Origin of the sequence: Myxococcus dinghuensis, from assembly GCF_024198235.1 — a bacterium.
GTDB classification, from domain to species: Bacteria; Myxococcota; Myxococcia; order Myxococcales; family Myxococcaceae; genus Myxococcus; species Myxococcus dinghuensis.
In genome coordinates this window covers 586,217-612,364 of sequence record NZ_JAKCFB010000001.1, presented here as the reverse complement: position 1 = coordinate 612,364, position 26,148 = coordinate 586,217, and the positions used below count along the sequence as shown (strand labels likewise).

22 protein-coding genes are annotated in these 26,148 nt (G+C 70.3%); 19 read left to right on the top strand and 3 right to left on the bottom strand.

The features are described from left to right. Positions 1–2 precede the first annotated feature (2 nt). Genes LZ198_RS02240 through LZ198_RS02230 form a run of 3 tightly spaced genes read right to left on the bottom strand, consistent with a single transcriptional unit; the run spans position 3 to position 4,016 of the window. Positions 3–497, bottom strand: a complete 495-nt coding sequence (locus tag LZ198_RS02240; protein ID WP_253970168.1) for a hypothetical protein — start codon at positions 495–497, stop codon at positions 3–5. Between the two features lie 7 nt (positions 498–504). Further along, positions 505–1,836 (bottom strand): cyclic nucleotide-binding domain-containing protein, encoded by a 1,332-nt coding sequence (locus LZ198_RS02235; RefSeq protein WP_253970167.1) that lies wholly within the window; start codon positions 1,834–1,836, stop codon positions 505–507. A gap of 50 nt (positions 1,837–1,886) precedes the next feature. Then, positions 1,887–4,016, bottom strand: a complete 2,130-nt coding sequence (locus tag LZ198_RS02230) for an FHA domain-containing protein (RefSeq protein WP_253970166.1) — start codon at positions 4,014–4,016, stop codon at positions 1,887–1,889. A gap of 173 nt (positions 4,017–4,189) precedes the next feature. On the opposite strand from LZ198_RS02230, the gene LZ198_RS02225 reads away from it, so the two are divergent. The 19 genes from LZ198_RS02225 to LZ198_RS02135 all read left to right on the top strand — a co-directional run bounded on the left by LZ198_RS02225 (position 4,190) and on the right by LZ198_RS02135 (position 26,141). Next, positions 4,190–5,671, top strand: coding sequence for a TldD/PmbA family protein (locus tag LZ198_RS02225; protein WP_253970165.1), 1,482 nt, complete (start codon positions 4,190–4,192; stop codon positions 5,669–5,671). A 24-nt stretch (positions 5,672–5,695) separates the two neighbouring features. After that, positions 5,696–7,042, top strand: coding sequence for a TldD/PmbA family protein (locus LZ198_RS02220; protein ID WP_253970164.1), 1,347 nt, complete (start codon positions 5,696–5,698; stop codon positions 7,040–7,042). 129 nt (positions 7,043–7,171) lie between these two features. Then, complete coding sequence (locus LZ198_RS02215; RefSeq protein ID WP_253970163.1) at positions 7,172–8,188, top strand: ParB/RepB/Spo0J family partition protein; 1,017 nt, start codon at positions 7,172–7,174, stop codon at positions 8,186–8,188. 31 nt (positions 8,189–8,219) lie between these two features. Further along, positions 8,220–9,611 carry a sigma-54-dependent transcriptional regulator gene (locus LZ198_RS02210; protein ID WP_253970162.1) on the top strand — a complete coding sequence of 464 codons (1,392 nt, stop codon included), beginning with the start codon at positions 8,220–8,222 and terminating at the stop codon, positions 9,609–9,611. 197 nt (positions 9,612–9,808) lie between these two features. Continuing rightward, positions 9,809–10,720 carry a type II secretion system protein GspC gene (gspC, locus tag LZ198_RS02205; RefSeq protein WP_253970161.1) on the top strand — a complete coding sequence of 304 codons (912 nt, stop codon included), beginning with the start codon at positions 9,809–9,811 and terminating at the stop codon, positions 10,718–10,720. 23 nt (positions 10,721–10,743) lie between these two features. Further along, positions 10,744–13,326 (top strand): type II secretion system secretin GspD, encoded by a 2,583-nt coding sequence (gspD, locus tag LZ198_RS02200; protein WP_253970160.1) that lies wholly within the window; start codon positions 10,744–10,746, stop codon positions 13,324–13,326. After that, on the top strand, positions 13,323–15,137 hold the full coding sequence (gene gspE, locus LZ198_RS02195) for a type II secretion system ATPase GspE (RefSeq protein WP_253970159.1): 1,815 nt from the start codon (positions 13,323–13,325) through the stop codon (positions 15,135–15,137). Before gspD ends, gspE begins: the two co-directional genes overlap by 4 nt. 40 nt (positions 15,138–15,177) lie before the next feature. Beyond that, positions 15,178–16,434 carry a type II secretion system inner membrane protein GspF gene (gene gspF / locus LZ198_RS02190; protein WP_253970158.1) on the top strand — a complete coding sequence of 419 codons (1,257 nt, stop codon included), beginning with the start codon at positions 15,178–15,180 and terminating at the stop codon, positions 16,432–16,434. Positions 16,435–16,444: 10 nt separating this feature from the next. After that, the gene (locus tag LZ198_RS02185) at positions 16,445–16,600 is read left to right on the top strand and encodes a hypothetical protein (protein ID WP_253970157.1); all 156 of its coding nucleotides are present in this window, start codon (positions 16,445–16,447) and stop codon (positions 16,598–16,600) included. Between the two features lie 64 nt (positions 16,601–16,664). Further along, entirely contained in the window at positions 16,665–17,090 is a 426-nt protein-coding gene (gspG, locus tag LZ198_RS02180) for a type II secretion system major pseudopilin GspG (RefSeq protein WP_253970156.1), read from the top strand. Positions 17,091–17,128: 38 nt separating this feature from the next. Continuing rightward, positions 17,129–17,581 (top strand): type II secretion system protein GspG, encoded by a 453-nt coding sequence (locus tag LZ198_RS02175; protein WP_253970155.1) that lies wholly within the window; start codon positions 17,129–17,131, stop codon positions 17,579–17,581. Then, complete coding sequence (locus LZ198_RS02170) at positions 17,566–18,309, top strand: type II secretion system protein (protein ID WP_407667373.1); 744 nt, start codon at positions 17,566–17,568, stop codon at positions 18,307–18,309. Before LZ198_RS02175 ends, LZ198_RS02170 begins: the two co-directional genes overlap by 16 nt. Continuing rightward, positions 18,306–19,217 (top strand): type IV pilus modification PilV family protein, encoded by a 912-nt coding sequence (locus tag LZ198_RS02165; RefSeq protein WP_253970153.1) that lies wholly within the window; start codon positions 18,306–18,308, stop codon positions 19,215–19,217. The genes LZ198_RS02170 and LZ198_RS02165 overlap by 4 nt, the downstream gene beginning before the upstream one ends. Continuing rightward, positions 19,214–19,885, top strand: a complete 672-nt coding sequence (locus LZ198_RS02160) for a type II secretion system protein GspJ (protein WP_253970152.1) — start codon at positions 19,214–19,216, stop codon at positions 19,883–19,885. Before LZ198_RS02165 ends, LZ198_RS02160 begins: the two co-directional genes overlap by 4 nt. A gap of 3 nt (positions 19,886–19,888) precedes the next feature. Beyond that, positions 19,889–21,271 (top strand): type II secretion system minor pseudopilin, encoded by a 1,383-nt coding sequence (locus tag LZ198_RS02155; RefSeq protein WP_253970151.1) that lies wholly within the window; start codon positions 19,889–19,891, stop codon positions 21,269–21,271. A 1-nt stretch (position 21,272) separates the two neighbouring features. After that, positions 21,273–22,877, top strand: coding sequence for a pilus assembly protein PilM (pilM, locus tag LZ198_RS02150; RefSeq protein ID WP_253970150.1), 1,605 nt, complete (start codon positions 21,273–21,275; stop codon positions 22,875–22,877). Between the two features lie 2 nt (positions 22,878–22,879). After that, the gene (gene gspM, locus LZ198_RS02145) at positions 22,880–23,434 is read left to right on the top strand and encodes a type II secretion system protein GspM (protein WP_253970149.1); all 555 of its coding nucleotides are present in this window, start codon (positions 22,880–22,882) and stop codon (positions 23,432–23,434) included. Between the two features lie 3 nt (positions 23,435–23,437). After that, positions 23,438–24,412, top strand: coding sequence for a type II secretion system protein GspN (gene gspN / locus LZ198_RS02140; protein WP_253970148.1), 975 nt, complete (start codon positions 23,438–23,440; stop codon positions 24,410–24,412). Between the two features lie 88 nt (positions 24,413–24,500). Further along, positions 24,501–26,141, top strand: a complete 1,641-nt coding sequence (locus tag LZ198_RS02135; protein ID WP_253970147.1) for a sigma 54-interacting transcriptional regulator — start codon at positions 24,501–24,503, stop codon at positions 26,139–26,141. Positions 26,142–26,148: the final 7 nt, after the last annotated feature.

Genomic DNA, 26,148 nt, shown 5'->3' with positions numbered 1-26,148 from the left:
CGCTACAGCAGCTCCGCGGCGTCCAGCGGACGGTACTTCGCGCGCACCACGCGCCAGGTGCCGTCCTCCTCCTTCTCGAACGTGCCCTCGATGAGGTAGGCGTTCAGCACGCTGTCCGCGGCGAGGTCCTCGAGCTTCTCCGCCTGGGAGCGGCCGAAGATGAAGCGGCCCTGGAAGTCCCCCTGCGAGGGCGACACCTCGTGGACCTCCAGGTGGGTGGTGAAGACGCGGACCCACTGGCCGCGCAGCACCTGCGCCGTCAGCACGCCGCGCAGGTCCTGCTTGGACCAGCCACTGTCGGACTTGAAGCGCTCGGACACGCCCTCCATCACCCCGCCGACGTTCTTCGCCTCCGCGGCGCGCGTCAGGGTGACGACCTGCCGGGTGATGGCCTCCACCACCCCCGGCTGCTTGCGAGGCCAGAAGTACAGCACCGCGCCGGCCACCCCGAGCGCCAGCAACACCCCCATCACCCGCGAACGTGACAACGTCACCATGGCCTCCTCACGCCGCCTCGGGCTCGAGCACCAGCTCGTCCGCGTCGATGATCTCCGCGGGACGCAGGGCCTCGCCAATCTGCTTCAGCCGCCGGTCCGACAACTGCTCCAGGTACGTGCGGATGTGCGGGAAGGCGCGGACCAGCTCGTGGAAGGCGTTGCGCTCCAGGAAGGCCGCCGCCGTCTTGCGCGTGGCCACCACCGTGGCCGTGGCGCGCAGGCCCGTCAGCAGCGAAATCTCCCCCGCCACGTCGCCCTCGCGCAGCACGCCCAGCGTCACCGTGCCGCCGGCCGGGTCCTCCTTCTGCACCACCAGCTCTCCGGCCAGCACCAGGAACAGCCCCGGCGAGTGCTCGCCCTCCACCAGCACCTTCTCGTGTCCCTGCAGCGCGCGGAACGCGAAGCGCTGCAGCAGCGCGCCGCGCTCGGACTCCGGCAGCGTCTGGAACATGGGCGAGGTGGCCATGAGGTTGCGCGCCATGCGCTGCTGGGCGAAGTCCGCCAGCACCTGCGGCGCCGTGGGGTGGTTCTTCGCCACCGCGTTGAGGTGCTCGCGGCGGATCTCGAACACCTCCGTGTCCGACACCGCGCTCACCGTCGCCGTGGGAGGCGCGCCCGTCAAGAGGGCGATCTCCCCGAAGATGGAGCCGCCGCCCAGGAAGCCCAGCGTCCGGGCCTCGCCGTCCATCTGCCGCGTCACCTCCGCCTTGCCCGCGACCAGCACGTAGAGGTGGTCGGCGGGCTCGCCCTCGCGGCTCACCACCTCCTCCGGACGCACGCGGCGCCACACCATGAGGCGCACCAGGTCGATGAAGGAGTCGCGGTCCAGGTCCGCGAACAGCGGCAGCGGCGGCCGGCTGTTGGGGTCCGCAACGCCGCCCGGGTCCGGCGCGGCGAGCACCTCGATGGCGCGGTTGGACAGCTCCTCGCCCACCAGGCCCATCAGGTCGGTGTCCACCTTGCCGTCGTACAGCGTCTCCGGCGGCAGCGGCGGGGGCACCACGGCGCGGCCCGGCGCGCTGCGCACCGCGCGCGAGTGGACGCGGATGAGCGTGTCCTTCAACCGCCGCTCGTTCGGGGACAGGTCCAACGCCAGCTTGCACGCGGCCATCGCGGACAGGAGGTAGTCGCGGCGCAAGAGCCCCTCCGCGCACGCGTGGTAGGACGTGACGGCGCGCTCGCGCTCGCCCAGCTCCGCCAGACACCGGGCCGCCATCATCCGCGACCGGTGGTCCGCCGGCACCCGCCGCACGGCCTCCGCGAACACGGCGAGCGCCCGCTCGAACTGGCGCTCCTCGATGAGGTCCATCCCGAGCTCACGCAGCGACGAATCGCTCATCCCGTCCATCCTCCATCATGCAGGGGCCTCGCCAAGGCGCGACATGCGCCTCAGGGCTGCAGCTCGCCCAGGTACATCTCCGCCTTGCGCTTGACGTCCGAGCCCTCGGAAGCCGTCTCGATGACGACCTTGAACTTCTCCGCGGCCATCTGCGGGTCCCGGTCCTTGATGACATAGGCCTGCATGTAGAGCTCTTCCACCTTTTTCTGGAGGGCGTCGAGCCCGTCCCGCGCCCGCCCCTCGGAGGGGTTGAGCCGCAGCGCCTCGCGGAAGTTGAGCGCCGCGCCCGCCAGGTCGCCCTTCTTCAGCTGCCCCTGCGCCGCGGCCAGCGCGGAGGTGGCGAGCTGCTCGTCGAGCGTGTTGCCCAGGGAGCCCCGGAAGCCGATCTGCCGGTACAGCTCCGTCGCGCGGCGCAGCGGCTTGGCGGCCGACTCCAGCGCGTTGGCCTGCATCTTCCGCTGCGCGTCGTCCAGGACGACCTGGAACTGGGGGATGAGCTTCTGGAGGGAGCGGGCGCGGTCGCGCACGTCCTTGTCCGCCTTGTACTTCTCCACCACGCGGTCGCACTCGAGCACGGCGCGCTTGTAGTCGCCGCCGTTGAAGCGCCGCTCCACGTCGATGAACGCCTCCTCGATGAAGAGCTTGCGCTGCTCCTTGGCGTTGAGCGCGGCGCGCTCCCGGGCCGCGCGGTCGCGGCGGGCGTCGTCGGTGGCCTCCTTCGCCAGCTCCGCCTCCAGGTCCGCGAGCTTCTGCTCGAAGGCCGGCCGGTTGAGGGACGGCAGCCGGTCCAGCAGCGGGCGCACCTGCTCCGGATCCCTGGCCGCCAGCGCCGCCTCCACCTGCTGGACGCGGAAGACCGTCTCACGCTCCTCCAGCTCCGCCTCCAGCTTGCGCCGCGTGTCGTCCGTCTTCGCCGTGCCCTGGGGCGTGGCCTTGAGCTTCGCGCGCGCCTCGTCGAACTGCTGGCTGTCCATCATCGCGCGCACGGCCTGGAAGGACTCGGTCACCTCCAATTCCTTGCGCGCCGCGCGGCCCAGCCCCTCCTCGTCGACGCCGGGGATGAGCTTCTCCGCCTCCTCGACCAGCCGCACCGCGTTGGCGTAGTCGTCCGCGCGCACCGACTCGCGCGCCTTCTGCATCAACAGCCGCGTCCGCTCGACGTTGGGGTCGACCGGAGGCGGCGGCGGCGGCGCGCTCGGCGACAGCAGGAGGAACAGCATCAGCAGGACCACCACCCCGCCGCCCACGCCCACCAGCAGCTTCACCTTGGAGTCCATGCCGCCGCTGGCCCCACCGCCGCGCGCGGGAGGGCGCGGACGGGGGATGGCGATGGCGCCCTTGCCCCGGACGGGCGTGGGCCCCGCGTCGTTGCGCGCCTTGAGCTCCTCCGGGATGCGGTAGTTGGCGTTGGTGGCCTCGTTCAGGCGCGGGTCGCTCGGGTCCACGTCCGAGCCCCGGGCCGCGCCCGCGTTCTTGCGCGCCTCCTGGCGCTCCTTGGAGGACTCCTCGCGCTCGCGCTTCTCCTCCTCCTCGCGGGCCTCCGCCTGGGCGCGCAGCTCCTTGATCTGCTCCGCCTCGTCCACGAAGCGCAGGCGCGTCTTGCCGATGGAGATCTCATCCCCGTGCTTCAGGACGCACTCGTCCACCCGCTGGTCGTTCACCTGGGTGCCGGAGATGCTCCCCAGGTCCCGCATCACCACGCCGCTCTGGCCGTAGACCAGCTCCAGGTGCCGCCGCGACACGGACTGGTCGTCCAGCAGGAAGTCGCAGTCCTTGCCCCGGCCCACCACCATCCGCACGCCCTGGAAGCGCTTCTTGCGGCCCCGGTCCGGCCCGGCCAGCACCAGCATCTGCACCGGGGGCCCGGCGCGCGTGGACTCGGAGTTGTCCTCCTCCTCGTCGCGTCGACGCGGCGCGTCCTCCTCCCGGGACTCCGGGATGGAGCCGACGCGCGTCTCGTCCGTGCGCGAGCGGGGCGGCTCGGCGTCCCCGTACAGCTCCGGGTTGCCGGCGCCGTCGTCGGACTCCTCGCCGCCCGGGGGCGCCGCGAAGTCCTCGTCCGCGGAAGAGGCCTCGTTGGAGGGGCGGGCGCGGGACCTCGCGGGTCTGGAGTCCGCTCCCGAGCCACCGCCGGAGCGGCCGGCGCCAGAACGGGAAGAGGGAGGAGGACGAGCAGGCATGGGGTGGGGTCCAGGTTCGAAGCGGCCGCGCATCTTAGAGCGGCGCCCCCACGGTGGGAATGCGACAAGCCGGCCAGCGGGGAAAGAAGCGCGGTCATTGTCCGTTGCTCCCGGCAATGGCCCCTCCTATGTAGGTGCCCACACCCCAACGCTTCACCGCGGGAGTCCCGAAAATGCCCCGAGCGTCCGCGCCCACCCGGCGCGCCACTTCCTCGCAGCTCGCCCCCCTGGCGGCCCGACGCCCCACCCCCGCCCCCCTGCTGCCCCAGCCGCTGCTCGAGCGCCTGCTCGCCGTGGCCATGGCCCGCGGCGGGGACTTCGCGGAGGTCTACGTCGAGCGCACCCAGACGACGTCCGTCTCCCTGGAGGAGTCGCGCATCAAGAGCGCCCAGACGGGCCTGGTGCAGGGCGTGGGCGTGCGCGTCATCTCCGGCGCGAAGGTGGGCTACGCCTACTCCGACGACTGGGACGAGCCGGCCCTGCTGCGCGCGGCGTCCACCGCGGCGATGATCGCCCAGGGCACGGGCGCCGAGCGCGCCTTCCCCGTCTCCCGGGTGGCGGTGCCCAGCCACTTCCGCATCCCCGCCTCGCTGGCGGACGTGGAGGTGGCGCAGAAGGCGGCGCTGCTGACGCGCGCGGACGAGGCGGCCCGCGCCTTCGACTCGCGGGTGACGCAGGTCAACGGCGCCTACGTGGACAACACGCGCCGCATCGCGGTGGCGAACACGGAGGGCCGCTACACCGAGGACACGCTGGAGATGTGCCGGCTGTTCGTGCAGGTGGTGGCGCAGGGCAAGCGCAACGAGCGGCGCATGGGCCAGTTCGGCAGCGGCGGCCGCGTGCCCTTCACCCACTGGCTCACCTTCCCGCCGGAGGACGTGGCGCGTGAGGCCGCGCGGCAGGCGGTGGCCACGCTGGGCGCGGTGGACTGCGCGGCCGGACCGCAGACGGTGGTGCTGGCCCCCGGCTGGAGCGGCATCCTCCTGCACGAGGCGGTGGGCCACGGCCTGGAGGCGGACTTCATCCGCAAGGGCACCTCGCTCTTCGCCGGCAAGGTGGGCGAGAAGGTGGCGTCGGACCTGGTCACCGTCATCGACGACGGCACGGTGGCCGGCAACCGGGGCACCCTCAACATCGACGACGAGGGCAACGCCGCCGAGCGCAAGGTGCTCATCGAGAACGGCGTGCTCAAGGGCTACCTCTACGACGGCCTCAACGCGAAGCTGATGGGCCAGCGCTCCACGGGCAGCGGCCGGCGCGAGTCCTTCCGCCACCTGCCCATGCCCCGGATGACGAACACCTTCCTGGCGCCGGGCAACCACCACCCCGAGGACATCCTCAAGGAGGTCAAGCGCGGCCTGTACTGCGCGACGTTCGGCGGCGGCCAGGTGGACATCAGCAACGGCAACTTCGTGTTCGAGGTGAGCGAGGCGTATCAAATCGAGGACGGGAAGCTGGGCCGCCCTGTGAAGAACGCCATCCTCATCGGCGTGGGGCCGGAGGCGCTGAAGAACGTGTCGCGCGTGGGGTGCGACCCCATGCCCGACCCGGGCATGGGCACGTGCGGGAAGAACGGCCAGAACGTCCCGGTGGGCGTGGGCCTGCCCACCGTTCGCATCGACAACGTCACCGTGGGCGGCACCCAGGTCGGCTGAGCCAGAAGGGCACCGGAAGACACCATGGACTACCAGAAGCTCGCGAAGAGAATCGTCCAGCGCGCGGAGAAGAAGGGCGCCCGTCAGGCGGAGGCCTTCCTCGAAGTGGGCCGCCAGAGCAACGTGCGCGTGCGCGACGGACAAATCGAGGACCTCACCCAGTCCACGTCCAAGGGCGTGGGCCTGCGCGTCGTCGTCAAGGACCGGCTCGGCTTCGCCTTCACGTCGGACTTCGAGCCCGCCGGCCTCGAGCGGCTCGTGGACCAGGCCGTGAAGCTGGCCGAGGCCGCCGCGCCCAGCAAGCTCAACGGCCTGCCCGGCCAGAAGGACCTGGGGCGGTACGCGGACACGGGGGACCTGTTCGACCCCGCCGTGGCCAACCTGCCCGGCGACTGGAAGGTGAAGGCCGCGCTGGAGGCGGAGAAGGCCGGCCGGGAGGTCGACCCGCGCATCGCCACGTTCAACGCGGTGGGCGCCGGGGACTTCGTCTCCGAGGTCTACGTCGCGTCGTCGGAGGGCATGTCCGGCGGCTACTCCGGCACGTACGTGTACCTGTACGCCATGCCGGTGGCCTCCGAGGCCGGGCAGCTCCAGAAGGGCTACTGGCTGGACTACAAGCGCTTCCTGGCGGACCTGGAGGCCCCCGAGTCCATCGGCAGGGAGGCCTCGCGGCGCGCGGTGCGCATGCTCGGCGCGAAGCGGGTGAAGACGCAGCAGGTGCCGGTGCTGTTCGACCCGCTCGTCGCCGCCTCGTTCATCTCCGGCATCGCCGACGCGGCGGACGGCAACTCCGTGTACCAGAAGGCCAGCGTGCTCGCGGCGCACCAGGGCAAGCGGCTCGCCGGCGCGCACGTGACGCTCGTGGACGACGGGCTGCTGCCGCGCGGCCTGTCCACCGCCCCGTTCGACGGCGAGGGCGTGCCCACGCGCCGCACGCCCATCCTCGAGAAGGGCGTGCTGCGGAACTTCCTCTACGACGCGTACACCGCGCGCAAGGCGAAGGCGCGCCCCACGGGCAACGCCACGCGCGGCTACAGCTCGCTGCCGGGCATCGGCACCAGCAACCTGTACCTGGAGCCGGGCACGAAGTCGCCCGAGGAGCTCATCCGCGAGACGGGCCGGGGCTTCTACGTCACGTCCCTGCTCGGCCACGGCGCGGACCCGGTGTCGGGCGAGCTGTCCGCGGGCGCCAACGGCCTGTGGATCGAGGACGGCGAACTGACGCACGCCGTGCAGGAGGTGACGGTGGCGGGCAACCTGCTCACCATGCTCCAGGACCTGGACGGCGTGGCGAGCGACCTGCAGTTCCGCGGCGGCTCCACCGGCGCCCCCACTGTCCGCTTCCGGCAGCTCACCCTCTCGGGCGAGTAGCCCCACCCCTCGCGCCCTCCTAGCCTGAGGCGGGCGCGGGGGACGCCTCCCCCCAGGGGGAGGCCGCGTGTCAGGGCCTCCGGCTACACCCCTGTCGTCGATTCCGCAGGTCGAGGAGGGCGTACCGCCATGGCAGCCAAGTCCGCACGAAAGACGGCCGCGAAGAAGCCGAGGGCGAAGTCGGCCACGCCGCGCAAGCCCCGCCGCAAGAAGGCCGAACCCAAGTCGCGGGGACTCACCCCGGCCGACGTGGCCAGCGACTCGGTGGAGTACCCCACGGACATCCTCGAGGGCATCCGCGGCGACGGCGGCGAGGTGCTGGGCGTCTACCGCGAGCCCCTGGGCGGCCACCCCGTCGTCCTGGCGGTGCTGCCCATCGACAAGGTGGAGCCCACCCCCTACCAGCGGGACTTGTCCGAGCCGCACGTGAAGCGGCTGGCCAGCGCCATGGAGCGGTTGGACCGCTTCCTCGACCCCGTCATCGCCGTGCGCAAGGAGGGGCGCTACTGGACGCCCAACGGCAACCACCGGCTGCACGCCAGCAAGCTGCTGGGCGCCAAGTCCATCGTCGCGCTGCTGCTGCCGGACGAGGACGTGGCCTATCAAATCCTCGCCCTCAACACGGAGAAGGCCCACAACCTCAAGGAGCGCTCGCTGGAGGTGGTGCGCATGTACCGGGACCTCGTCGGCGCCCGGCGCGAGGGCGCGGAGACGGGCTTCGCCCACCTCTTCGAGGAGCCCGCCTTCATCACCCTGGGCGCCGCCTACGAGAAGCGCCCCCGCTTCTCCGCCGGCGCCTACCACCCCTTCGTCAAGGTGGTGGAGGGCTTCCTCGACCTGCCGCTCGCCCAGGCCCTGCCCCTGCGCGAGGCCCGCGCGGACAAGCTGCTGGAGCTGGACGACGCCGTCGTCTCCGTCGTCGACGCCCTCAAGGCGCGCGGCCTGCAGAGCCCCTACCTCAAGAACTTCGTCGTCGCCCGCGTCAACTTCCTGCGCTTCCGCAAGGACGGCGGCAAACCCGACTTCGACGCCACCGTCGAGCGCATGCTCGCCAGCGTCCACACGTTCAACGTCGACGCCGTCAAACGCGAGGACATCGGCCGTATGGGCGGCGGCCCCGCCGACGGTGACGAGGAGCACGCGTGAGGCCCGGGGATTGCAAGAGGCGTCCCCCACCATGACCGGCCCCACCGTCCTGGTCGTCGACGACGACCGCGCCAACCTCGACTCCGTCAGCCGCATCTTCCAGCGGGAGAACATGGCCACGCTGGCCGCCACCAACGGCACGGAGGCGTTGGATCTCCTGCGGCGGCCGGAGGTCACGGTGATGGTGACGGACCTGATGATGCCCGGCATGGACGGGCAGGAGCTCCTGCGCGCGGCGCGCACCATCCGCCCGGACGTGGAGGTGGTGTTGATGACGGCCTACGGCACCGTGGAGACGGCGGTGGCGGCGATGAAGGACGGGGCCTACGACTTCATCACCAAGCCGCTCAAGCGCCACGCGCTGGTGAAGGCCGTGCAGAAGGCGCTGGAGAAGCGGGCGCTGGTGTCGGAGAACCAGACGCTCAAGGCGAAGCTGGCGGAGATGAGCGCCGCGGGCGGACGCACCATGGTGGGCCAGTCCCCCGCCTTCCGCGCCATGCTGGACACCATCCGCCAGGCCGCGCCCTCCACCGCGACGGTGCTGCTCCTGGGCGAGTCCGGCACGGGCAAGGAGCTGGCGGCGCGCTCGGTGCACGAGTACTCGCAGCGGGCCAAGGGCCCGTTCGTCGCGGTCAACTGCGGCGCCCTGCCGGAGAACATCCTGGAGGCGGAGCTGTTCGGCGTGGAGCGCGGCGCCTTCACCGGCGCGGTGGCCCGGCGCGAGGGCCGCTTCGAGCGCGCCCACGGCGGCACCCTCTTCCTCGACGAGGTGGGCGAGATGCCCCTGCCCGCGCAGGTGAAGCTGCTGCGCGCGCTGGCGGAGGGGGAGATCGAACGGCTGGGCGGCACGCAGACGGTGAAGGTGGACGTGCGGCTGGTGGCCGCCACCAACAAGGACCTGCAGAAGGAGGTCGCGGAGGGCCGCTTCCGCGAGGACCTCTACTACCGGCTCAACGTGGTGGAGATCCGCGTGCCCGCGCTGGCCTCGCGCCGCGAGGACATCCCGCTGCTGGCGGACGCGTTCCTGCGCCGCTTCGCCGCCAAGAACGGCAAGGCCCTCCGCGGCTTCTCCCCGGAGGCGCTGCAGACGCTGGAGAACTACGCCTGGCCCGGCAACGTGCGGGAGCTGGAGCACGCCGTCGAGCGCGCGGTGGTGCTGGCGCGCGGCGAGGTGCTCGAGGCCAGCGACCTGCCAGAAGCCGTGCGCAAGGGCCCGCTCGGCGCCGCCAGCCAGCTGGTCATCCCCATCGGCACGCCCATGGAGGAGGTGGAGCGGCGGGTGATCCACGAGACGCTGCGCCACACCAAGGGCGACAAGACGCTGGCCGCCCGCCTGCTGGGCATCGCCGCCAGGACCATCTACCGCAAGCTGGAGCGCGAACAGTCCACCGGCGCGGAGGCCCCCGTCGGCTCGGACGACTGACAGGGCGTCACAAAAGCCCCCGCCCGGCTTTGACAATTTGTCCCACGCGCCGGCGCCCCCTGCTCCCCTGCCCGCCGCCGTCCCTCATTCCGGAATAATTTCGAGTGCTTGGCCGTCCCCCAAGGATGGCCTGCCTGTCCCGGCCGGTGGCACCTGCCTTGCTCCACCCGGGCCCGGCTTTCTTCATGGAAGCGTGGATGGAAACCTTCTTTCGCAAATACTTCTGGACGGTGAGCCTGCTGTTCATCCTCCTCGTCGCGCTGCTGGCGGCGAAGACGGTGAACCTGTTCGTCGAATCCTCCATCTCCCCGGTGCCCAGCGCCGGGACGGCGGCCCGCGCGCCCACCAACCCCCGCAACGAGCAGGCGGGGGCGCTGCCGGACATGCATGAGCTGTCGCGGCTGACGGGCATCAAGATTCCGGAGCCCGAGGTCGCGGTGAGGGAGCCGACGACGCCCACCGTCGACCCCAACGCCGCGCCGGTGAAGAGTGGCCTGCGGGTGAAGCTGCTCGGCACGCTGGTGGCCGGCAACCCCGACTGGTCCTTCGCCTCCATCCAGGACATGGTGACCCAGCGCTCGCAGACGTACATGGTGGGCAACAACATCCAGGGTGCCACCATCGAGTCCATCGAGCGCGAGCGGGTCATCGTGCTCAACAACGGCCGCCGCGAGTTCATCGACGGGCAGCCGGGTGACGGCGCCCAGGCGTATACGCCGCCCACGCCGCCGGTGGCGCAGGCCAACACGGCGCCACCGGGCAACGGCAGCGGCATCCGCGCCGTCAGTGACAACGAGTACGAGGTTCCGCGAGCGGAGATCGACAAGACGCTCAACAACCTCAACGACGTGGCCATGCAGGCGCGCATCGTCCCCGCCTTCAAGGACGGCCAGGCCGTGGGCTTCAAGCTCTTCTCCATCCGCCCGGATTCCATCTACTCGAAGATCGGCGTCCAGAACGGCGACGTCATCCGCCGCATCAACGGCTTCGACCTCAACAGCCCGGAGAAGGCGCTCGAGGTCTATTCCAAGATGAAGGACGCCTCCCGCATCGAAATCGAGATCGAGCGCAACGGAGCGCCGATCCGCAAGTCCTACAACGTTCGCTAACCCCACGTCGCGCCCGCTCCTCCATGAAGACGCTCCCGTCCTGGATGCTCTGCCTGTGCCTCGCGCTCGCCGTCCCCGCGCAGGCCCAGCGCCGCCCCCCTCCGCCCGGCTCCTCCGCGACGCCGGGTGAGCGGACCATCACCCCTTCGTCTCCGCCCGCCGGCTCCGTCGAGGAAGCCAACCAGGGCCCGCGCCGCACGCCCACCTGCGAGGAGGCCCGTCGCAACGCGCGCTACGGCATCTACTTCGACAAGGTGGAGATCGAGAAGCTCGTCCAGACGGTGGCGGACGCCACGTGCCGCACGTTCATCCTCCCGGAGAACGTGCGCGGGAAGATCTCCATCATCGGCCCGGAGAACGGCCGCGTGGAGGTGGACGCGGACGCGTTCTACTCCGCGTTCCTCGCCTCGCTCGACGCCAACGGGCTCGCCGTCTACCAGTACGGCCGCTTCATGAAGATCGTCGACAAGCGCTCGGCGAAGCAGAACCCCATCCCGACGATCACCGAGCCGGGCCAGCCCTACACCACCAACGAGCAGATGGTGACCAAGCTGTTCCGCATCCGCAACGTGGAGGTGGAGCCGCTGCGCGGCGTGCTGCAGCAGCTGGTGTCCAAGGACGGCGACACCATCCCGTACCCGCCGGACACCATCATCGTCAACGACGTGGGCTCCAACATCCACCGCCTGGAGCGCCTCATCGACCAGCTCGACACGCGCGCCGCCAGCGACGAGCTGCGTGTCATCCAGGTGCAGTACGCCTCCGCCCAGGAGATCGCCAACACGGTGCAGCGCCTGTTCGAGTCCAAGGGCTCGCGCCCCGGCCAGCGCCCCGGCACCTTCACCCAGGGCGGCACGCCCACCCCCGGCGTCCCCGGTAGCGAGGCCGCGCAGGTCGCGTCCGGCGGTCCGGAGTCCTCGAGCGGCCCGGTGACGCTGTCGCAGATCATCCCGGACGAGCGCACCAACAAGCTCATCATCGTCGCCAGCCCCGCCGCGTTCGACCGCATCCAGGACATCGTCGCGCAGATCGACATCCCCTCCGGCACGAGCGGGCGCATCAACGTCTACTACCTGGAGAACGCCAACGCGGAGGAGCTGGCCAGCACGCTCCAGTCGCTGGCGCAGGGCACCGCCAACCGCCCGCGCGCGGGCGGCGCCCCCAACGTGCCCCCGGGCGTGCCGCGCCCCGCCGGCGGCACCCAGGCCGCGGAGCTGTTCAGCGGCGAGGTGAAGATCTCCGCCGACAAGGGCACCAACTCGCTGGTCATCGTCGCCAGCCAGGCGGACTACAAGAACATCGTCCAGGTCATCCAGCAGCTCGACGCGCCCCGCCGCCAGGTGTTCGTGGAGGCCGTCATCATGGAGGTGAACCTGGACCGCAACGCCGAGTTCGGCGTCAACGTGCACAGCGGCTTCTCGCTCAACTCCAGCGAGGGTCCGGTGCCCGGCCTCGTGGGCACCAACAACGGAGGCTCCGGCCTGCCCCCGTCGCTGAGCCTGGGCAACCTGGCGCAGTTCGGCGGCTTCCTCGCCGGCCTCCAGGGCCCCGTCATCCCCGCGCTGGAGAAGCTGGGCCTGGACATCCCCGCCTTCGGCGTGGTGCTCCACGCGATGCAGCAGAGCTCCGACGTGAACGTGCTCTCCACGCCGCACATCCTCACCAGCGACAACGAGGAGGCCGAAATCACGGTGGGCCAGAACGTGCCCTTCCAGTCCGGCTTCAACCCCTCGTCGCTCGGCTCCAGCGTGGGCGGCACCGGCACCACCGGCGGCCTGAACACCTCCATCCTCGGGAGCCTGGGCGGCCTGGGTTCGCTGTACGCCCCCATCCAGCGCCAGAACGTGGAGCTGAAGCTGACGGTCAAGCCGCAGATCAACGACAGCGACTACATCCGCATGGTCATCACCGAGCAGACGGAGGAGATCGCCTCCAACGACCCGGTGCTCGGCCCCACCACCAGCAAGCGCAGCGCGAAGACGACGGTCATCGCCAAGGACCAGGAGACGGTGGTGCTGGGTGGCATCATGCAGGACCGCACCATCGAGTCCGTCAACAAGGTGCCCATCCTGGGTGACATCCCCATCATCGGGAACTTCTTCCGCGACACCTCGCGCCGCAAGACGAAGACCAACCTGCTGCTCTTCCTGACGCCGTACATCATCCGGGGCCCGGAGGACTTCCGCATCATCTTCGAGCGCAAGATGAAGGAGCGGCAGCAGTTCGTGGAGCAGTTCTACGGCCAGGTGCCGGGCCACGACGTGGCGGTGGACTTCAGCCGCAAGCCCGGTCCGCTGTCGCGCATGAACCAGGCGGTGCTGCGCGAGCGCCAGCGCGTGGAGAACGGCGGCCCCGGCGTGCAGGGCGAGCGGGTCATCGGCCCGTCGTCCGGCCGCGCCTCCCCCGCCCCGTCCTCGCAGCCCCCGGCCGCCACGCCGCGTGAGCCCGCGGTGAGGGAAGTCGCGCCGCCGCCGGCGGGTTCACAAGAGTCCACCCCCGCGACCGGGACCCCGCCGGCGCCCACGGCACCCGCGCCGGAGTCTTCTCCGGACGCCTCGCCCGAGCGCCTGCGTATCCAGCCCGAGTCGGGGAACCAGAGCCCATGAACGTGACCGCCGACCCCACCCTCACCGCCGCCTCGCCCGACGCGGCCCCCGTCCGGAACGACGCCACCCAGCTCGTCTCCCACGGCCAGGCCTTCCTGTGTGGAAGGCCGCTGGGGGAGATCCTGCGCGCCATCGTCCCCTCGCTCACCGAGGAGAAGCTCCAGGAGGGGCTCGCCGCCCAGCAGGAGAAGGGCGGGCGCATCGGCGAGGTGCTCGTGGGGATCAAGGCGGTCAGCGCCGAGGACGTCGCCAAGGCGCTCGGGCACCAGCTCGACCTGCCCTACCTGGCGCGCATCTTCACCGAGGAAGTCGACGCGGACCTGGTCAAGCGCATCCCCATCAACTTCGCCAAGCAGGCGCACGTGCTGCCCCTGTCCATGGAGGGGGACTCCGTCGTCGTGGCGGTGGCGGATCCGCTGGACACCTCCGCCCTGGACCACACGCGGCTCCTGCTGGGGCAGAGCATCAGCCCCCGGCTCGCGCTGGAGTCCACCATCGTCGACGCCATCAACAGCGTCTACGACCGCTCCGTCAACGAGGCCGAGCAGCTCGTGGACGAGATGGAGACGCAGGACCTGGACAGCATCGCCCACGAGCTGGACGAGCCCCAGGACCTGCTCGACGTGGACGACGAGGCGCCGGTCATCCGGCTGGTCAACTCCGTGCTCTTCCGCGCCGCCAAGGAGCGCGCGAGCGACATCCACATCGAGCCCATGGAGCGCGAGCTCCTGGTGCGCTTCCGCGTGGACGGCGTGCTCCAGGAGGTCATCAAGCCGCCCAAGCGCTACCAGAACGCCATCGTCAGCCGCGTGAAGGTGATGGGGCAGTTGAACATCGCCGAGAAGCGCCTGCCGCAGGACGGCCGCATCCGCATCAAGCTGGCGGGCCGCGACATCGACATCCGTCTGTCCACCATCCCCGTCACCAACGGGGAGCGCATCGTCATGCGTCTGTTGGACAAGTCCGCCACGCTGCTGGACCTGGCGGAGATCGGCATGAGCCAGCAGACGCTCAACTCGATGGAGAGCGTCATCAAGCGCTCGCACGGCATCGTCCTCGTCACCGGCCCCACGGGCTCCGGCAAGACGACGACGCTCTACGGCGCGCTGTCGAAGATCAACACCCCGGACCTCAACATCCTCACCGTCGAGGACCCGGTCGAGTACCAGCTCAAGGGCATTGGCCAGATGGCCATCAACCCGAAGATCGACCTCACCTTCGCCCAGGGCCTGCGCGCCTTCCTCCGCCAGGACCCGGACGTCATCATGGTGGGTGAGATCCGCGACAAGGAGACGGCGGAAATCGCCATCCAGGCGTCGCTGACGGGCCACCTGGTGCTCTCCACGGTGCACACCAACGACGCCGCGGGCGCCGTGACCCGTCTGGTGGACATGGGCGTGGAGCCCTTCCTCGTGGCCTCGTCGCTCACCGGCATCCTCGCCCAGCGCCTGGTGCGCCGGGTGTGCCCGGACTGCCGGCTGGCCTACGAGCCCACGGACGCGGAGCTCAAGGAGCTCAGCCACACGCGCGCGTCGTTCAAGCAGCGCTACGGCACCCTGCGCATCTACAAGGCGACGGGCTGCCCGTCGTGCAACCGCAACGGCTACCGCGGCCGCACGGGCATCTACGAGTTCCTGCCGGTGGACGACGACGTCCGCCAGCTGGTGCTCAAGAACGTGGACGCCTCCACCATCAAGAAGTCCGCCATGGCCAAGGGGATGACGATCTTGCTCGAGGACGGCGCGCGCAAGATCTCCCTGGGCGAGACGACCATCGCCGAGGTCCTGAGCATCACCCAGGAGGACATGTAACCGTTCGCTCCTCCCTGGGAGGGGCCGGGGTCATCGAGCCATGCCGGTCTTCGAGTACAGAGGCCTCAACGCCGCCGGGAAGCAGGTCAAGGGCCTGCTCGAGGCGGACTCGCCCAAGACGCTGCGCTCCAAGCTGCGCGCCGACGGCATCTTCCTCACGGACGTGCTGGCGCAGGCCGAGGGCAGCCGGGGCGCGGTCACCAAGGGCGCCAACGCGGCACTGGTGGCGCGCGACATCGACCTGCGCAAGCTGGGCCGCGGCCGCGTCAACACCGACGACGTCGCCATCTTCACCCGGCAGCTCTCCACCCTGCTGGGCGCGGGCGTCACGCTCGTCGAGTCGCTCTCCGCCCTGGTCGACCAGGTGGAGAAGGAGCGCTTCAAGCGCGCCCTGTCCGACATCAAGCAGCGCGTCAACGAGGGCTCGTCGCTCGCGGACGCCATGGGCCAGCATCCGAAGATCTTCCCCGCCATCTACGTGAACATGGTGCGCGCGGGCGAGGCCTCCGGCGCGCTCGACGCGGTGCTCACCCGCCTGGCGGACTTCACGGAGAACCAGGCGCGGCTGCAGCAGAAGATCCTCAGCACCATGCTCTACCCCGCCATCATGATGGTGGTGGGCGGCGGCATCCTCGTGGCCCTCATGGTCTTCGTGGTGCCGAAGGTGACGAAGATCTTCGAGACGATGAAGCAGACCCTGCCGCTCAACACGCGGCTGCTCATCGCCTCCAGCAACTTCTTCCAGAACTGGTGGTTCATCGTCGTCCCGATGATGGCGCTGGGCGCGTGGCTGTTCGTGCGCTGGACCAAGAGCGCCAAGGGCAAGCCGAAGTGGGACCGCTTCACCCTCAAGGCGCCCGTCATCGGCAGCCTGGTGCGCCTCTTGGCCATCTCCCGCTTCGCCCGCACGCTCTCCACGCTGCTCAAGAGCGGCGTCCCGCTGCTGGCCGCCATGGACATCGTCAAGGCCATCATGACCAACAGCGTCCTGGCGGCCGTGGTGGAGAACGCCCGGGACTCCATCCGCGAGGGCGAGAGCATCGCCGCGCCCCTCAAGCGCTCCGGGGAATTCCCGCCGCTGGTGTACCACATGGTCGCCATCGGCGAGCGCTCCGGCCAGTTGGAGGACATGCTCACCAACGTCGCGGACAACTACGAGACGCAGGTGAACGTGCGCATCGGCGCGCTGACGTCCCTCCTGGAGCCGTTGCTCATCGTGGCCATGGGCGCGGTGATTGCATTCGTCGCGCTCTCCATCCTGATGCCGATCCTCCAGGTGAATTCGGCCATCCGCTAGAGGCGACGGAATGATGAACGACACCCTCGACCGTTGGGTACAGCGTGTGACGCTCGTGGCGATGCTCGCCGTGGCGGCGGCGCTGGTGACGGTGGGAGCCCGGCTGTACGGGCCCCGGGCGAATCCGACGCCCCCGGGCGTGGTGGGCGGGGCCCGGGCGCCCTGACAAGACGACACGAAGACTCAGCGGTGGCTTGCCAGAAAGTCACCCCAACAAGGTGAGAAGAGACATGAGCCAGACGACGAACAAGCAGCAGCAGCGCCGCCGCAGCCGCCGGGGCATGACCCTCATCGAAATCATGGTGGTCATCACCATCCTCGGCCTCATCGCCGCCGCCGTGGGCGTGGCGGTGATTCCGCAGCTCGAGGCGGCCCGCAGGGATCGCGCCTCCCTGGACATCAAGAACATCCAGAGCGCGCTGAAGCTCTACTACACGAAGAAGGGCAAGTACCCGGACACCGCCACGGGCCTCAACGGGCTGGTGGAGGTCCAGGCGCTGGAGGCGCTGCCCAAGGACCCGTGGAACAACGACTACGTGTACCTCAACGAGGGCGGCAAGCCGGTCATCATCTCCTACGGCGCGGACGGCACCGCGGGTGGCGAGGGCAACGACGCGGACATCTCCTCCGCGGACACGGGCTCCGCCCACAAGTGAAGAAGTAGACCTCCCCACGTGTTGACAGGGCTTCGGGTATGAACGAGCACGCCTCCACTCCATCCCAGATGCCCTCGTCCACGGGGGCCCCCCCGGCCCGGCCCGCCGCGCTGGGGAAGCTCATCCTGGCGACCGTCTTCCTGGTCGCCACGGGCCTGGCCTTCGGGCTGGTGTTCGCGACGGAGGACCGGTCGCTCTCCACGGACCAGCGCCGGGCCCGCACGGAGATCCGCCGGCTGGAGGGCCTGTTCAAGGCGCACCACCGGCTCATGGGCCACTTCCCGTCCAAGGAAGAGGCTTTCACGCCGCTCATCGAGGCGCACCTCATCGAAGCGGTGCCGCTGGACCCGTGGGGTCACCCGTACGTCTACTGGATGGACGGGAAGAACGGCGCGGTCGTGTCGTACGGGGCGGACGGGGTCAAGGGCGGCAAGGGCGAGGACGCGGACATGAGCAGTGGAGGCGTCCTGGCAGACTGGGGGCAGCCGTGACGAGGACCACCCCGCCGCGCCACCGTCGCCTCGGCCGGGCGCAGCGCGGCCTGACGCTCATCGAGATCTCCATCGCGCTCATCATCGTCGCGCTGCTGTTCTCCGCGGCGGTGATGGGCATCGGGACCATCACCGGCGCCAAGGCGAAGGGCGCGGCGGCGGAGCTGGCGGGCACCATCCGCTCGCTCTACGACTCCGCGGCGCTGCGCGGCAAGACGTGCCGGCTGGTGTTCGAGATTCCGGAGGCCAAGGAAGAGAAGGCCACGCGGTATCATGCCGAGTGCGCGGAGAGCGCGGTCACCACGTCCAGGGACCGGGACACGGCCCTGCGCGACGAGAACCGCGACCGCGAGCAGACGCGCCGCTCGCGCCGCACCGGTGACCGCGAGGAGCGCAGCTACCTCGCCTCCGGCGGCACCGCGCCCACCACGGACGAGCTGATGGAGGGCGAGAAGCTGCGCGTGGAGAGCGCCTCGCGCTTCTCCTCGTTCACGTCGGAGGAGCTGGCCGCCCGCGACCTGCCGTCCGACGTGCGCGTGTCCGTGTGGACGCGGCAGCAGAAGGAGCCGGTGGAGAGCGGCGTGGCGTACCTGTACTTCTTCCCGCAGGGCTACACGGAGAAGGCCTACGTCTACCTCTCCCAGGGCGACAACACGTGGACGCTCGACGTGTCACCCCTGACCGGCAAGGTGAACATCGCGGGCGAGGCGCTGGAGGTGCCGCGATGAGACGCAACCAGGGATTCACGCTGCTGGAGGTCGTCGTCGCCCTGGCCATCCTGGGGCTGGCGCTGATGGCCATCTTCGACCTCAACGCGGGCGCGGTGAACAACCACGTCTACACCAAGCGGCTCACCGTGGCGTCGCTGCTGGCGCGCTCGAAGATGACGGACGTGGAGCAGAAGCTCTTCGACGACGGCTTCAACGCGGACGACGACGAGGAGTCCGGCGACTTCTCCGACGACGGCTGGCCCAACTTCAAGTGGAAGGCCCGCGTCATCGCCCCCAAGCTGGACGGCGTGACGCCGGACCAGCTCATCGGCGCCATCTTCAACCTGCCCATGGGCGGCGACTCGAGCGACCCCATGAGCGGCATCGCCAGCCTGTTCAGCGGTGGCGCCGGTGGCGGCAAGGACGGCGCGTCCTCCAACGGCCCCACGCAGGCGGGCGGCGGCATCGGCGGCGCGGCCATGGGCATGGCGCAGCCCATGTTCACGCAGATGGTGCAGCAGCTCACCCAGACGGTGCGCGAGGTGCACCTCACGGTGTACTGGCAGGAGGGCTCCACGGTGGAGAGCATCGACCTGGTGACGCACGTCGTGTCGCTCGGGCCGGGCTCGGACCGCAACGGGGGCTCCACGCTCAACCAAGCCGGCGGCAACACCGCGGGCGCCAACAACCAGTGGGTGGACCCGGACACGGGCGCGCTCGTCGCCAACCCCATCCCCGGCCCCGACAACCAGATGCTGCACCCGCAGACGCGCCGGCCCCTGATGAACCGCCAGGAGTGGCTCAACCGCATGAACGGCGGCCAGCAGCGCTCCGGCGGTCAGGGCGGGCTCATCCCGGGCGGCATCCAGGGTGGCGTGCGGCCCCCGTTCCAGGGGCTGCCCGGCTTCCAGCGGAGGGACCGATGATGCGGCGCTCGCGCGGCTTCACGCTGATGGAGGTCATGGTGGCCGTGGCCATCACCGCCCTGATGGGCACGGTGGTCGCCATGGCCTTCCAGACGGGCCTGGCGGCGAAGGACACGGTGGAGACGGAGGCGGACCGCTACCGCCAGGTGCGCGTGGCGATGAACCGCATGACGCGGGAGATCGGCTCCGCGTTCGTCAGCGCCCGGTACGACCCCAACCGCTTCCGCGACCAGCAGGACCGGCCCACCAACTTCGTCGGCGAGGGCGACCGGCTCCTGTTCACCACGTTCGCCCATCAGCGCCTGTACACGGACGTGAAGGAGTCCGACCAGGCGGTGGTGGAGTACTTCGTGGAGCCGTCCTCGGACAAGCAGGCCAAGGGGCGCATGGACCTGATGCGCCGGGGCAACCCCAACGTGGGTGACCGGATGGACCGCGGCGGCACCACGGACGTGCTGCTGGAGGGCGTGAAGAAACTGGAGTTCGAGTACTGGAACACGGAGAAGAAGGAGTGGGATGACGAGTGGGACACCCGGCGCACGGAGCAGAAGTCCATCCTGCCCACGCGCGTGAAGGTGACCGTCTACCTCGTGGACGAGACCGGGAAGGAAGCGCGCTACACGACCCAGGCGCGCATCATGCTGAACACCGAACTGCCGAGGTTCTGAGCCATGCCCCTGCCCTTCTTCCAGCAGGCGCCCCGGAGGCGCCGCCCGCGAGGCGAGGCCCCTCCCCAGGGCCAGCACGCGCGGCGCTCGCGCGGCGTGGCGCTCATCATCGCCATCGTCTCCATCGCCCTGCTCACCGTCATCGCCACCGAGTTCGCCTACAACACCCGCGTGGACCTGCAGCTCGCCGCCAACCAGCGGGACGAGGTGCGCGCGTACTACATGGCGCGCTCCGGCGTGGCGCTGTCCCGGCTGTTGCTGCGCTTCCAGAAGCAGGTGGACGCGACGCCCATCCCCAACCCGGCGTCGCTCCTGAGCCAGTTCATGGGCGGCCAGAGCGGTCAGCAGGGCAACACGCCCCAGCCCAGCTCGCTCAACATCCAGTTGTGGCGGATGGCGCGGGTGGACTGCCACCTGCTCAAGGGGCTGGTGAAGAGCGAGGGCATGACGGACGGGGACGGCCCGCCCCCCCTCGAGGACGAGGCCCAGGATCCGGGCTTCAAGATGGACGGCGAGGAGGACCCGGCGTCGCGCGCGATGTCCGCGCAGATGACGCGCCGCTCGTTCGGCGGCTTCGAGGGCTGCTTCCTGTCGACCATCTCCGACGAGGAGGAGAAGCTCAACGTCGCCCGCCTGCTGTCCGGCGGTGGTGACGCGCTGCCCACCGCGCTGCGCATGATGGACCTCTTCGGTGACAAGCGCTTCGAGTTCCTCTGGGAGCGCGACGACGCCAACCGCGTGCGCAGCAACCCCCAGGACGTGATGCTGGCCATCAAGGACTGGGAGGACGAGGACAAGACGGGCTCCACCATCAACCCCACCGACCCCGTCAACCCGCTGCCCAACGGCTTCTCCGACGAGGGCTCGCCCTACAGCCGGTACGAACCGAACTACGAGCCGAAGAACGCTCGCTTCGACAGCGTGGACGAGCTGTACCGGGTGCACGGGGTGAACGACCAGTTCATGGCGGCGTTCCGCGACCGGCTCACGGTGTACCCGAGCGTCAACTCGAAGCCCAACATCAACACCGACGACCCGGTGATGATGGGCCTGGCCATCATGTCCGTGGCGGACCCGGCCCGGCCGGACCCGCGGCTGAAGGACCCGGTGTTCCTCAACGAGCTCATCACCCGCATCCGCTCGGCGCGCATGTTCAGCTTCTTCGGCATGGCGGTGCAGGACTTCGTCGCGGTGGTGGAGAGCGCCGGCGTCGCCGTCAACCCCGCCGTCAAGTCCAACGTCGCGGGCAACCGCCTCGTCAGCGACAAGAGTCAGACGTTCACCATCAAATCCGTGGGAGAGGCGGGCAACGTGCAGAAGACGCTGACCGCCGTCGTCCAGCTCGACAACGCGCTGGGCACCCTCCTGTATTGGAGAGAGGAATAGCATGGCCCGCATTCTTGGCCTCGACCTGGGCAGCCACTCGGTGAAGGGGGTGGTGCTGGAGTCCAGGACGAAAGGACACGCCACCCGGAGCTACGTGGAGGTCCGGCGCGCGCAGGAGGGTGAGCGCGCCGACACGCTGCGCGCCGCGGTGCAGGAGCTCGTCGGCAAGCTGCCCCCGGGGCACTCCGACCAGGTCGTCATCGCCCTGCCCGGCCCGGCGCTCATCACCCACACGCTGGGCCTGCCGTTCTCCGACGCGCGGCGCATCGAGGCGACGCTGCCCTTCGAGATCGGCAGCCAGCTGCCGTTCGACATCTCCGAGGTGGTCTACGACTACCAGGTGGTGGGCCTGAAGGACACCGACGGCAAGGAGAAGGCCAGCGAGCTCCTCGTGGGCGTGGTGCGCAAGGAGGAGCTGCGGTCGCTGCTCGCGCTGCTGGGCGAGCTGAAGCTGGACCCGCGCATCGTCACGCACCCGGCGCTCGCCTACCAGAACCTGCTCCAGCAGGCCGCGGGCCTCTTCGAGGGCACCGGCGAGGGCGGCGTGGTGGCGGTGGTGGACATGGGGCACGAGCGCACGTCGGTGGCCATCGGCCGGCCGGGCGCGGGCGTGCAGTTCGCGCGCACCTTCGCCGGCGGCGGACGCGACCTGAGCAAGGCGCTGGCCACGGAGTTCCAGACGTCGCTGGCGGAGGCCCACCACTGGAAGGAGCAGCACGGGGCCATGGCCAGCGCGGCGCAGGGGCCGGACGCGGAGCGCGCGGCGGCGGCGTTCGTGCGCGGCCTGCAGCCCATGCTGCGCGAGCTGCGCCCCACGCTGAAGGCCTTCACCGCGCGCAGCCGCCAGCAGGTGGGCGCGCTGGTGCTGTGCGGCGGCAGCGCGCGCATGCCGGGCCTGGCCGAGCAGTTGTCGAAGGACCTGAACCTGCCGGTGCGCGTGCTCGCGCTGCCCGCGGACACGGCGGAGGCCATCGAACCCGCCGCGCAGCCGTCCGCCGCGCAGGCGTACGCGCTGGCGCTGCGGGGCAACGCCACGGGCGCGAAGGCGCCGCGCTTCAACTACCGGCGCGGTGACTTCGCCTTCAAGGGCGACTTCGACTACGTGAAGGACAAGCTGGGCCTGATGGCGGCGTTCGCCGCGACGCTGGTGCTGCTGCTCGTCGCGTTCGGCGTGGTGCGCAACTCGGTGCTGTCACGGCGCGAGGCGCAGGTGGACGCGGCGCTGTGCGAGACCACGCAGCGCATCCTCGGCCGCTGCGAGAAGGACTACAACCGCGCGCTCAACCTGCTCAAGGGCGTGGAGAGCCCGGCGGCGGCGCTGCCCCGGCTGTCCGCGGTGAACCTGCTGGCGGAGGTGACGCAGCGGGTGCCGCAGGACCTGCCGGTGAAGTTCGACCGCATCCAGATCGACACGGAGCGCGTCATCCTCCAGGGTGAGACGGATTCCTCCAAGCAGGTGGACACGCTGTCCAACGCCCTGCGCAACCACGCCTGCTTCAAGGACGTGAAGCAGGGCAAGGTGGAGCGCAGCCGGGACGGGCAGAAGGTGACCTTCCGGTTGGACGTGCAGGTGCAGTGCCCCGGCACCGAGGGAGGGGAGAGCTAGTCATGGCCAAGCTTCAGGAAGCCTTCGCGCCGGCGCAGCAGTGGTTCGAGCGGCTGAGCGACCGCGAGCGTCGCATGGTGTCCATCGCCGGTGCGGCGGTGGCGGTGTTCGTCGTGTTCGCCATCCTCATGTCGTTCGCCAACAGCGCCTCCGGCTACCGCAAGCGGACGCAGGACAAGCTGGCGAAGCTGCAGGAGGTGCAGGCGTTGGCGGCCAGCTACCGCGAGGCGCAGACGGCGCGCCAGTCCGTGGAGAACCAGCTGACGTCCAGCAACGTGCAGCTCATCTCGTACATCGAGGACAAGGCCACGGCGGCCGGGCTGCAGGTGCCGAACATGACGCCCAAGGGCGACATCCCCATCGGCGACGGGAAGATCCAGGAGAGTTCGGTGGAGCTGACGTTCACCGACGTGGACCTCCGCAAGCTGACGGACTTCCTGCGCACGGTGGAGAGCGGGCCGGGCGTGGTGAAGGTGAAGTACCTGCGCATCGAACCGCGTCCGTCGGACACGCTGGCGGCGTGGACCACGGTCGCCACCTACCGGATGAAGCAATAAGCCATGGCGACGGACAGCAAGGCGGCGCGTTGGAAGGTCATCGTGGGTTACGGCGCGTTCGCGGTCGTGGCCTTCATCCTCTGTCTGATGTTCACGTTCCCGTACGACATGGTGCGCACGCGCCTGGTCACGGAGGCGGCGCAGGCGGGGTTCGCGGTGCGCATCGGGGCGCTGCGGCCGGGCCTGGCCGGCGTCACGGCGACGGACGTGCGGGTGAGCAAGCCTCCGCAGCCGCTGAGCGCGGAGACGGTGGCGGCGCTGGCGCGGGGCGAGGGCGGGATGCTCGGGGCGGCGGAGCTGGGCGAGGCGGTGGTGCTCGACAGCGTGGCGCTGCGCCCCACCCTCTTCCCTCCGGGCGTGGCGGTGCGCGCGTCCATCATGGGCGGCACTGCGACGGCCTCCGTGGGGTGGCTGGGCGACATGACGGTGCGCGCGGAGCTGAACAAGCTCAAGGCGAGCGGCGGCAACCTGCCGAAGTTCACCGGCGTGGACATGGACGGCGAGCTCAGCGGCGTGCTGTCGCTGTCCGTGCCCAAGGGCAAGAGCCCGGAGCCGGACCTGTCGCAGGCCAACGGCGAGCTGTCGCTCGACACGCAGAACCTCATCATCAAGGGCGGCAAGGCGTCGCTCCCCATGGGCGCCGGGCAGTCCATGGCCATGGACCTGCCGCAGGTGGCGCTGGGCGGGCTGGTGGGCCACATCCTGTTCGAGAAGGGCATGGGGACGGTGAAGGAGCTGAAGCTCAAGGGTGACGACGTGGAGCTGCTGGCCACGGGCACGCTGAAGCTGGGCAAGCGGCTGGAGTACAGCGAGCCGGCCATGGAGGTGAACGTGCGGCTGGACCCGGAGGCGCAGAAGCGCCTGGGGCTCCTGGCGGCGGGCCTCACCATCCTCCCTCCGGACAAGAAGGACCCGTCGTTCCGGGCGGCGAAGCTGGGCGGCTTCCTGAACCGCCCCACCTTCCTCCCCCGCCGGTAGCACCCCGCTCCGGGGCCTGGGGTTGAAAGCGCCGCGCCCGGGCGTGTAAAGCGCGGGCGCAACGTTTTTCCGCGCTGGAGGGCTGGGGATGCCGGAGCTGGTGTTTTTCCGTCGTGGCGAGGAGGTGTTGAGGGTGGGAGTGGACCGGGCACGGTTGGTGCTCGGGCGCGGCGAGCACAGCGACGTCGCGATTCCCGACCCCGAGGTGAGCCGGCAGCAGGTCGCCCTGCACTGGGACGGCGAGCGCTGCCTGCTCGAGGACCTGTCCGGCAAGGGCACGGTGGTGGCCGGGGAGAGCGTGGCGCGCGGTGAGCTGGCGGACGGCGCGGACCTGGCGCTGGGCCAGTGGCGCGCGGTGTTCCGGGTGCGTGGCGGGAGCGAGGGCTCCGACGTCACCACGGAGGTGGGCCACACCACCTCCATCCAGCCGAGAGACCCCCAGACGGTGCGTTGGGTCCCGGCGCAGGTGCGGGTGAAGCAGGGCCTGAACGAGTCGGTGCACCGGCTCACGGGCGAGGGCTTCACGGCGGGCAAGGACCCCTCCTGCGAGCTGGTGCTCCAGGACCGGTTCGCCTCCAGCAAGCACCTGAAGGTGACGCGGCGGGACGGGCTGTTCCAGGTGGTGGACCTGCGCTCGACGAACGGCACGTGGATCGGCCCCGTGCGGATCTTCGAGGCGGAGGTGCCGCTGCCCACGACGCTGCGCGTGGGCGAGACGGAGCTGGTGCTGGAGGCGGCGCCGACCGGGCCTCGCAAGGAGGTCGCGTCGTTCCACGGCATCATCGGGAACGACGCCGCGGTGAAGGGGCTGGCGGACCTCATCGAGCGGGTGGCGCCCTCCACGGCGGCGGTGACCATCCTGGGTGAGTCCGGCACGGGCAAGGAGCTGGTGGCGCGGGCGCTCCATACGTGCTCGCCGCGGGTGAACAAGTCGCTCATCCCGGTCAACTGCGCGGCCATCTCCAAGGAGCTCATCGAGAGCGAGCTGTTCGGCCACGAGAAGGGCTCGTTCACGGGCGCGGCGAACGCGCGCAAGGGCGCCTTCGAGGAGGCCGACGGCGGCACCCTCTTCCTGGACGAGATTGGCGAGCTGCCGTTGGATTTGCAGGCGAAGCTGCTGCGGGCGCTGGAGAGCGGTGAAATCAAGCGCGTGGGAGCCAGCCGGCCCATCAACGTGGACGTGCGGGTGGTGGCGGCGACGAACGTGGACCTGCTCGCCGCGGCGCGAGAGGGCACCTTCCGCGAGGACCTGTACTACCGGCTCTGCGTGATTCCGCTGCACCTGCCGCCCCTGCGCAGCCGCAAGGGAGACGTGCCCGCGTTGGCCGAGCACTTCCTGAAGCTCTATGCCCCTCGGGGCCAGACGGTGCGCTTCTCCCCGGCGGCGGTGGAGCGCCTGCAGGGCCACGCGTGGCCGGGCAACATCCGCGAGCTGCGCAACGTGGTGCACCGCGCCCTGCTCTTCCGCAAGGGGCCGGTCATCGACGCGGGCGACCTGTCGTTCGACCAGGAGATCAACAAGGAGACCGGCATCGCGGTGCCGGAGCTGCCGCCCGGGATGACGCTGGAGCAGATGCTGGAGAAGCTCGAGCGGCAGATCGTCGAGGCCGCGCTGCGCCGGTACAACAACAACCGCGAGCGCGTGGCCCGCGAACTGGGCGTGGCCCGCTCCACCCTCTTCAAGCGCCTGAAGGACTGGGGCCTGACGAAGCAGGACGAGCAGGAGTAGCGCCCGG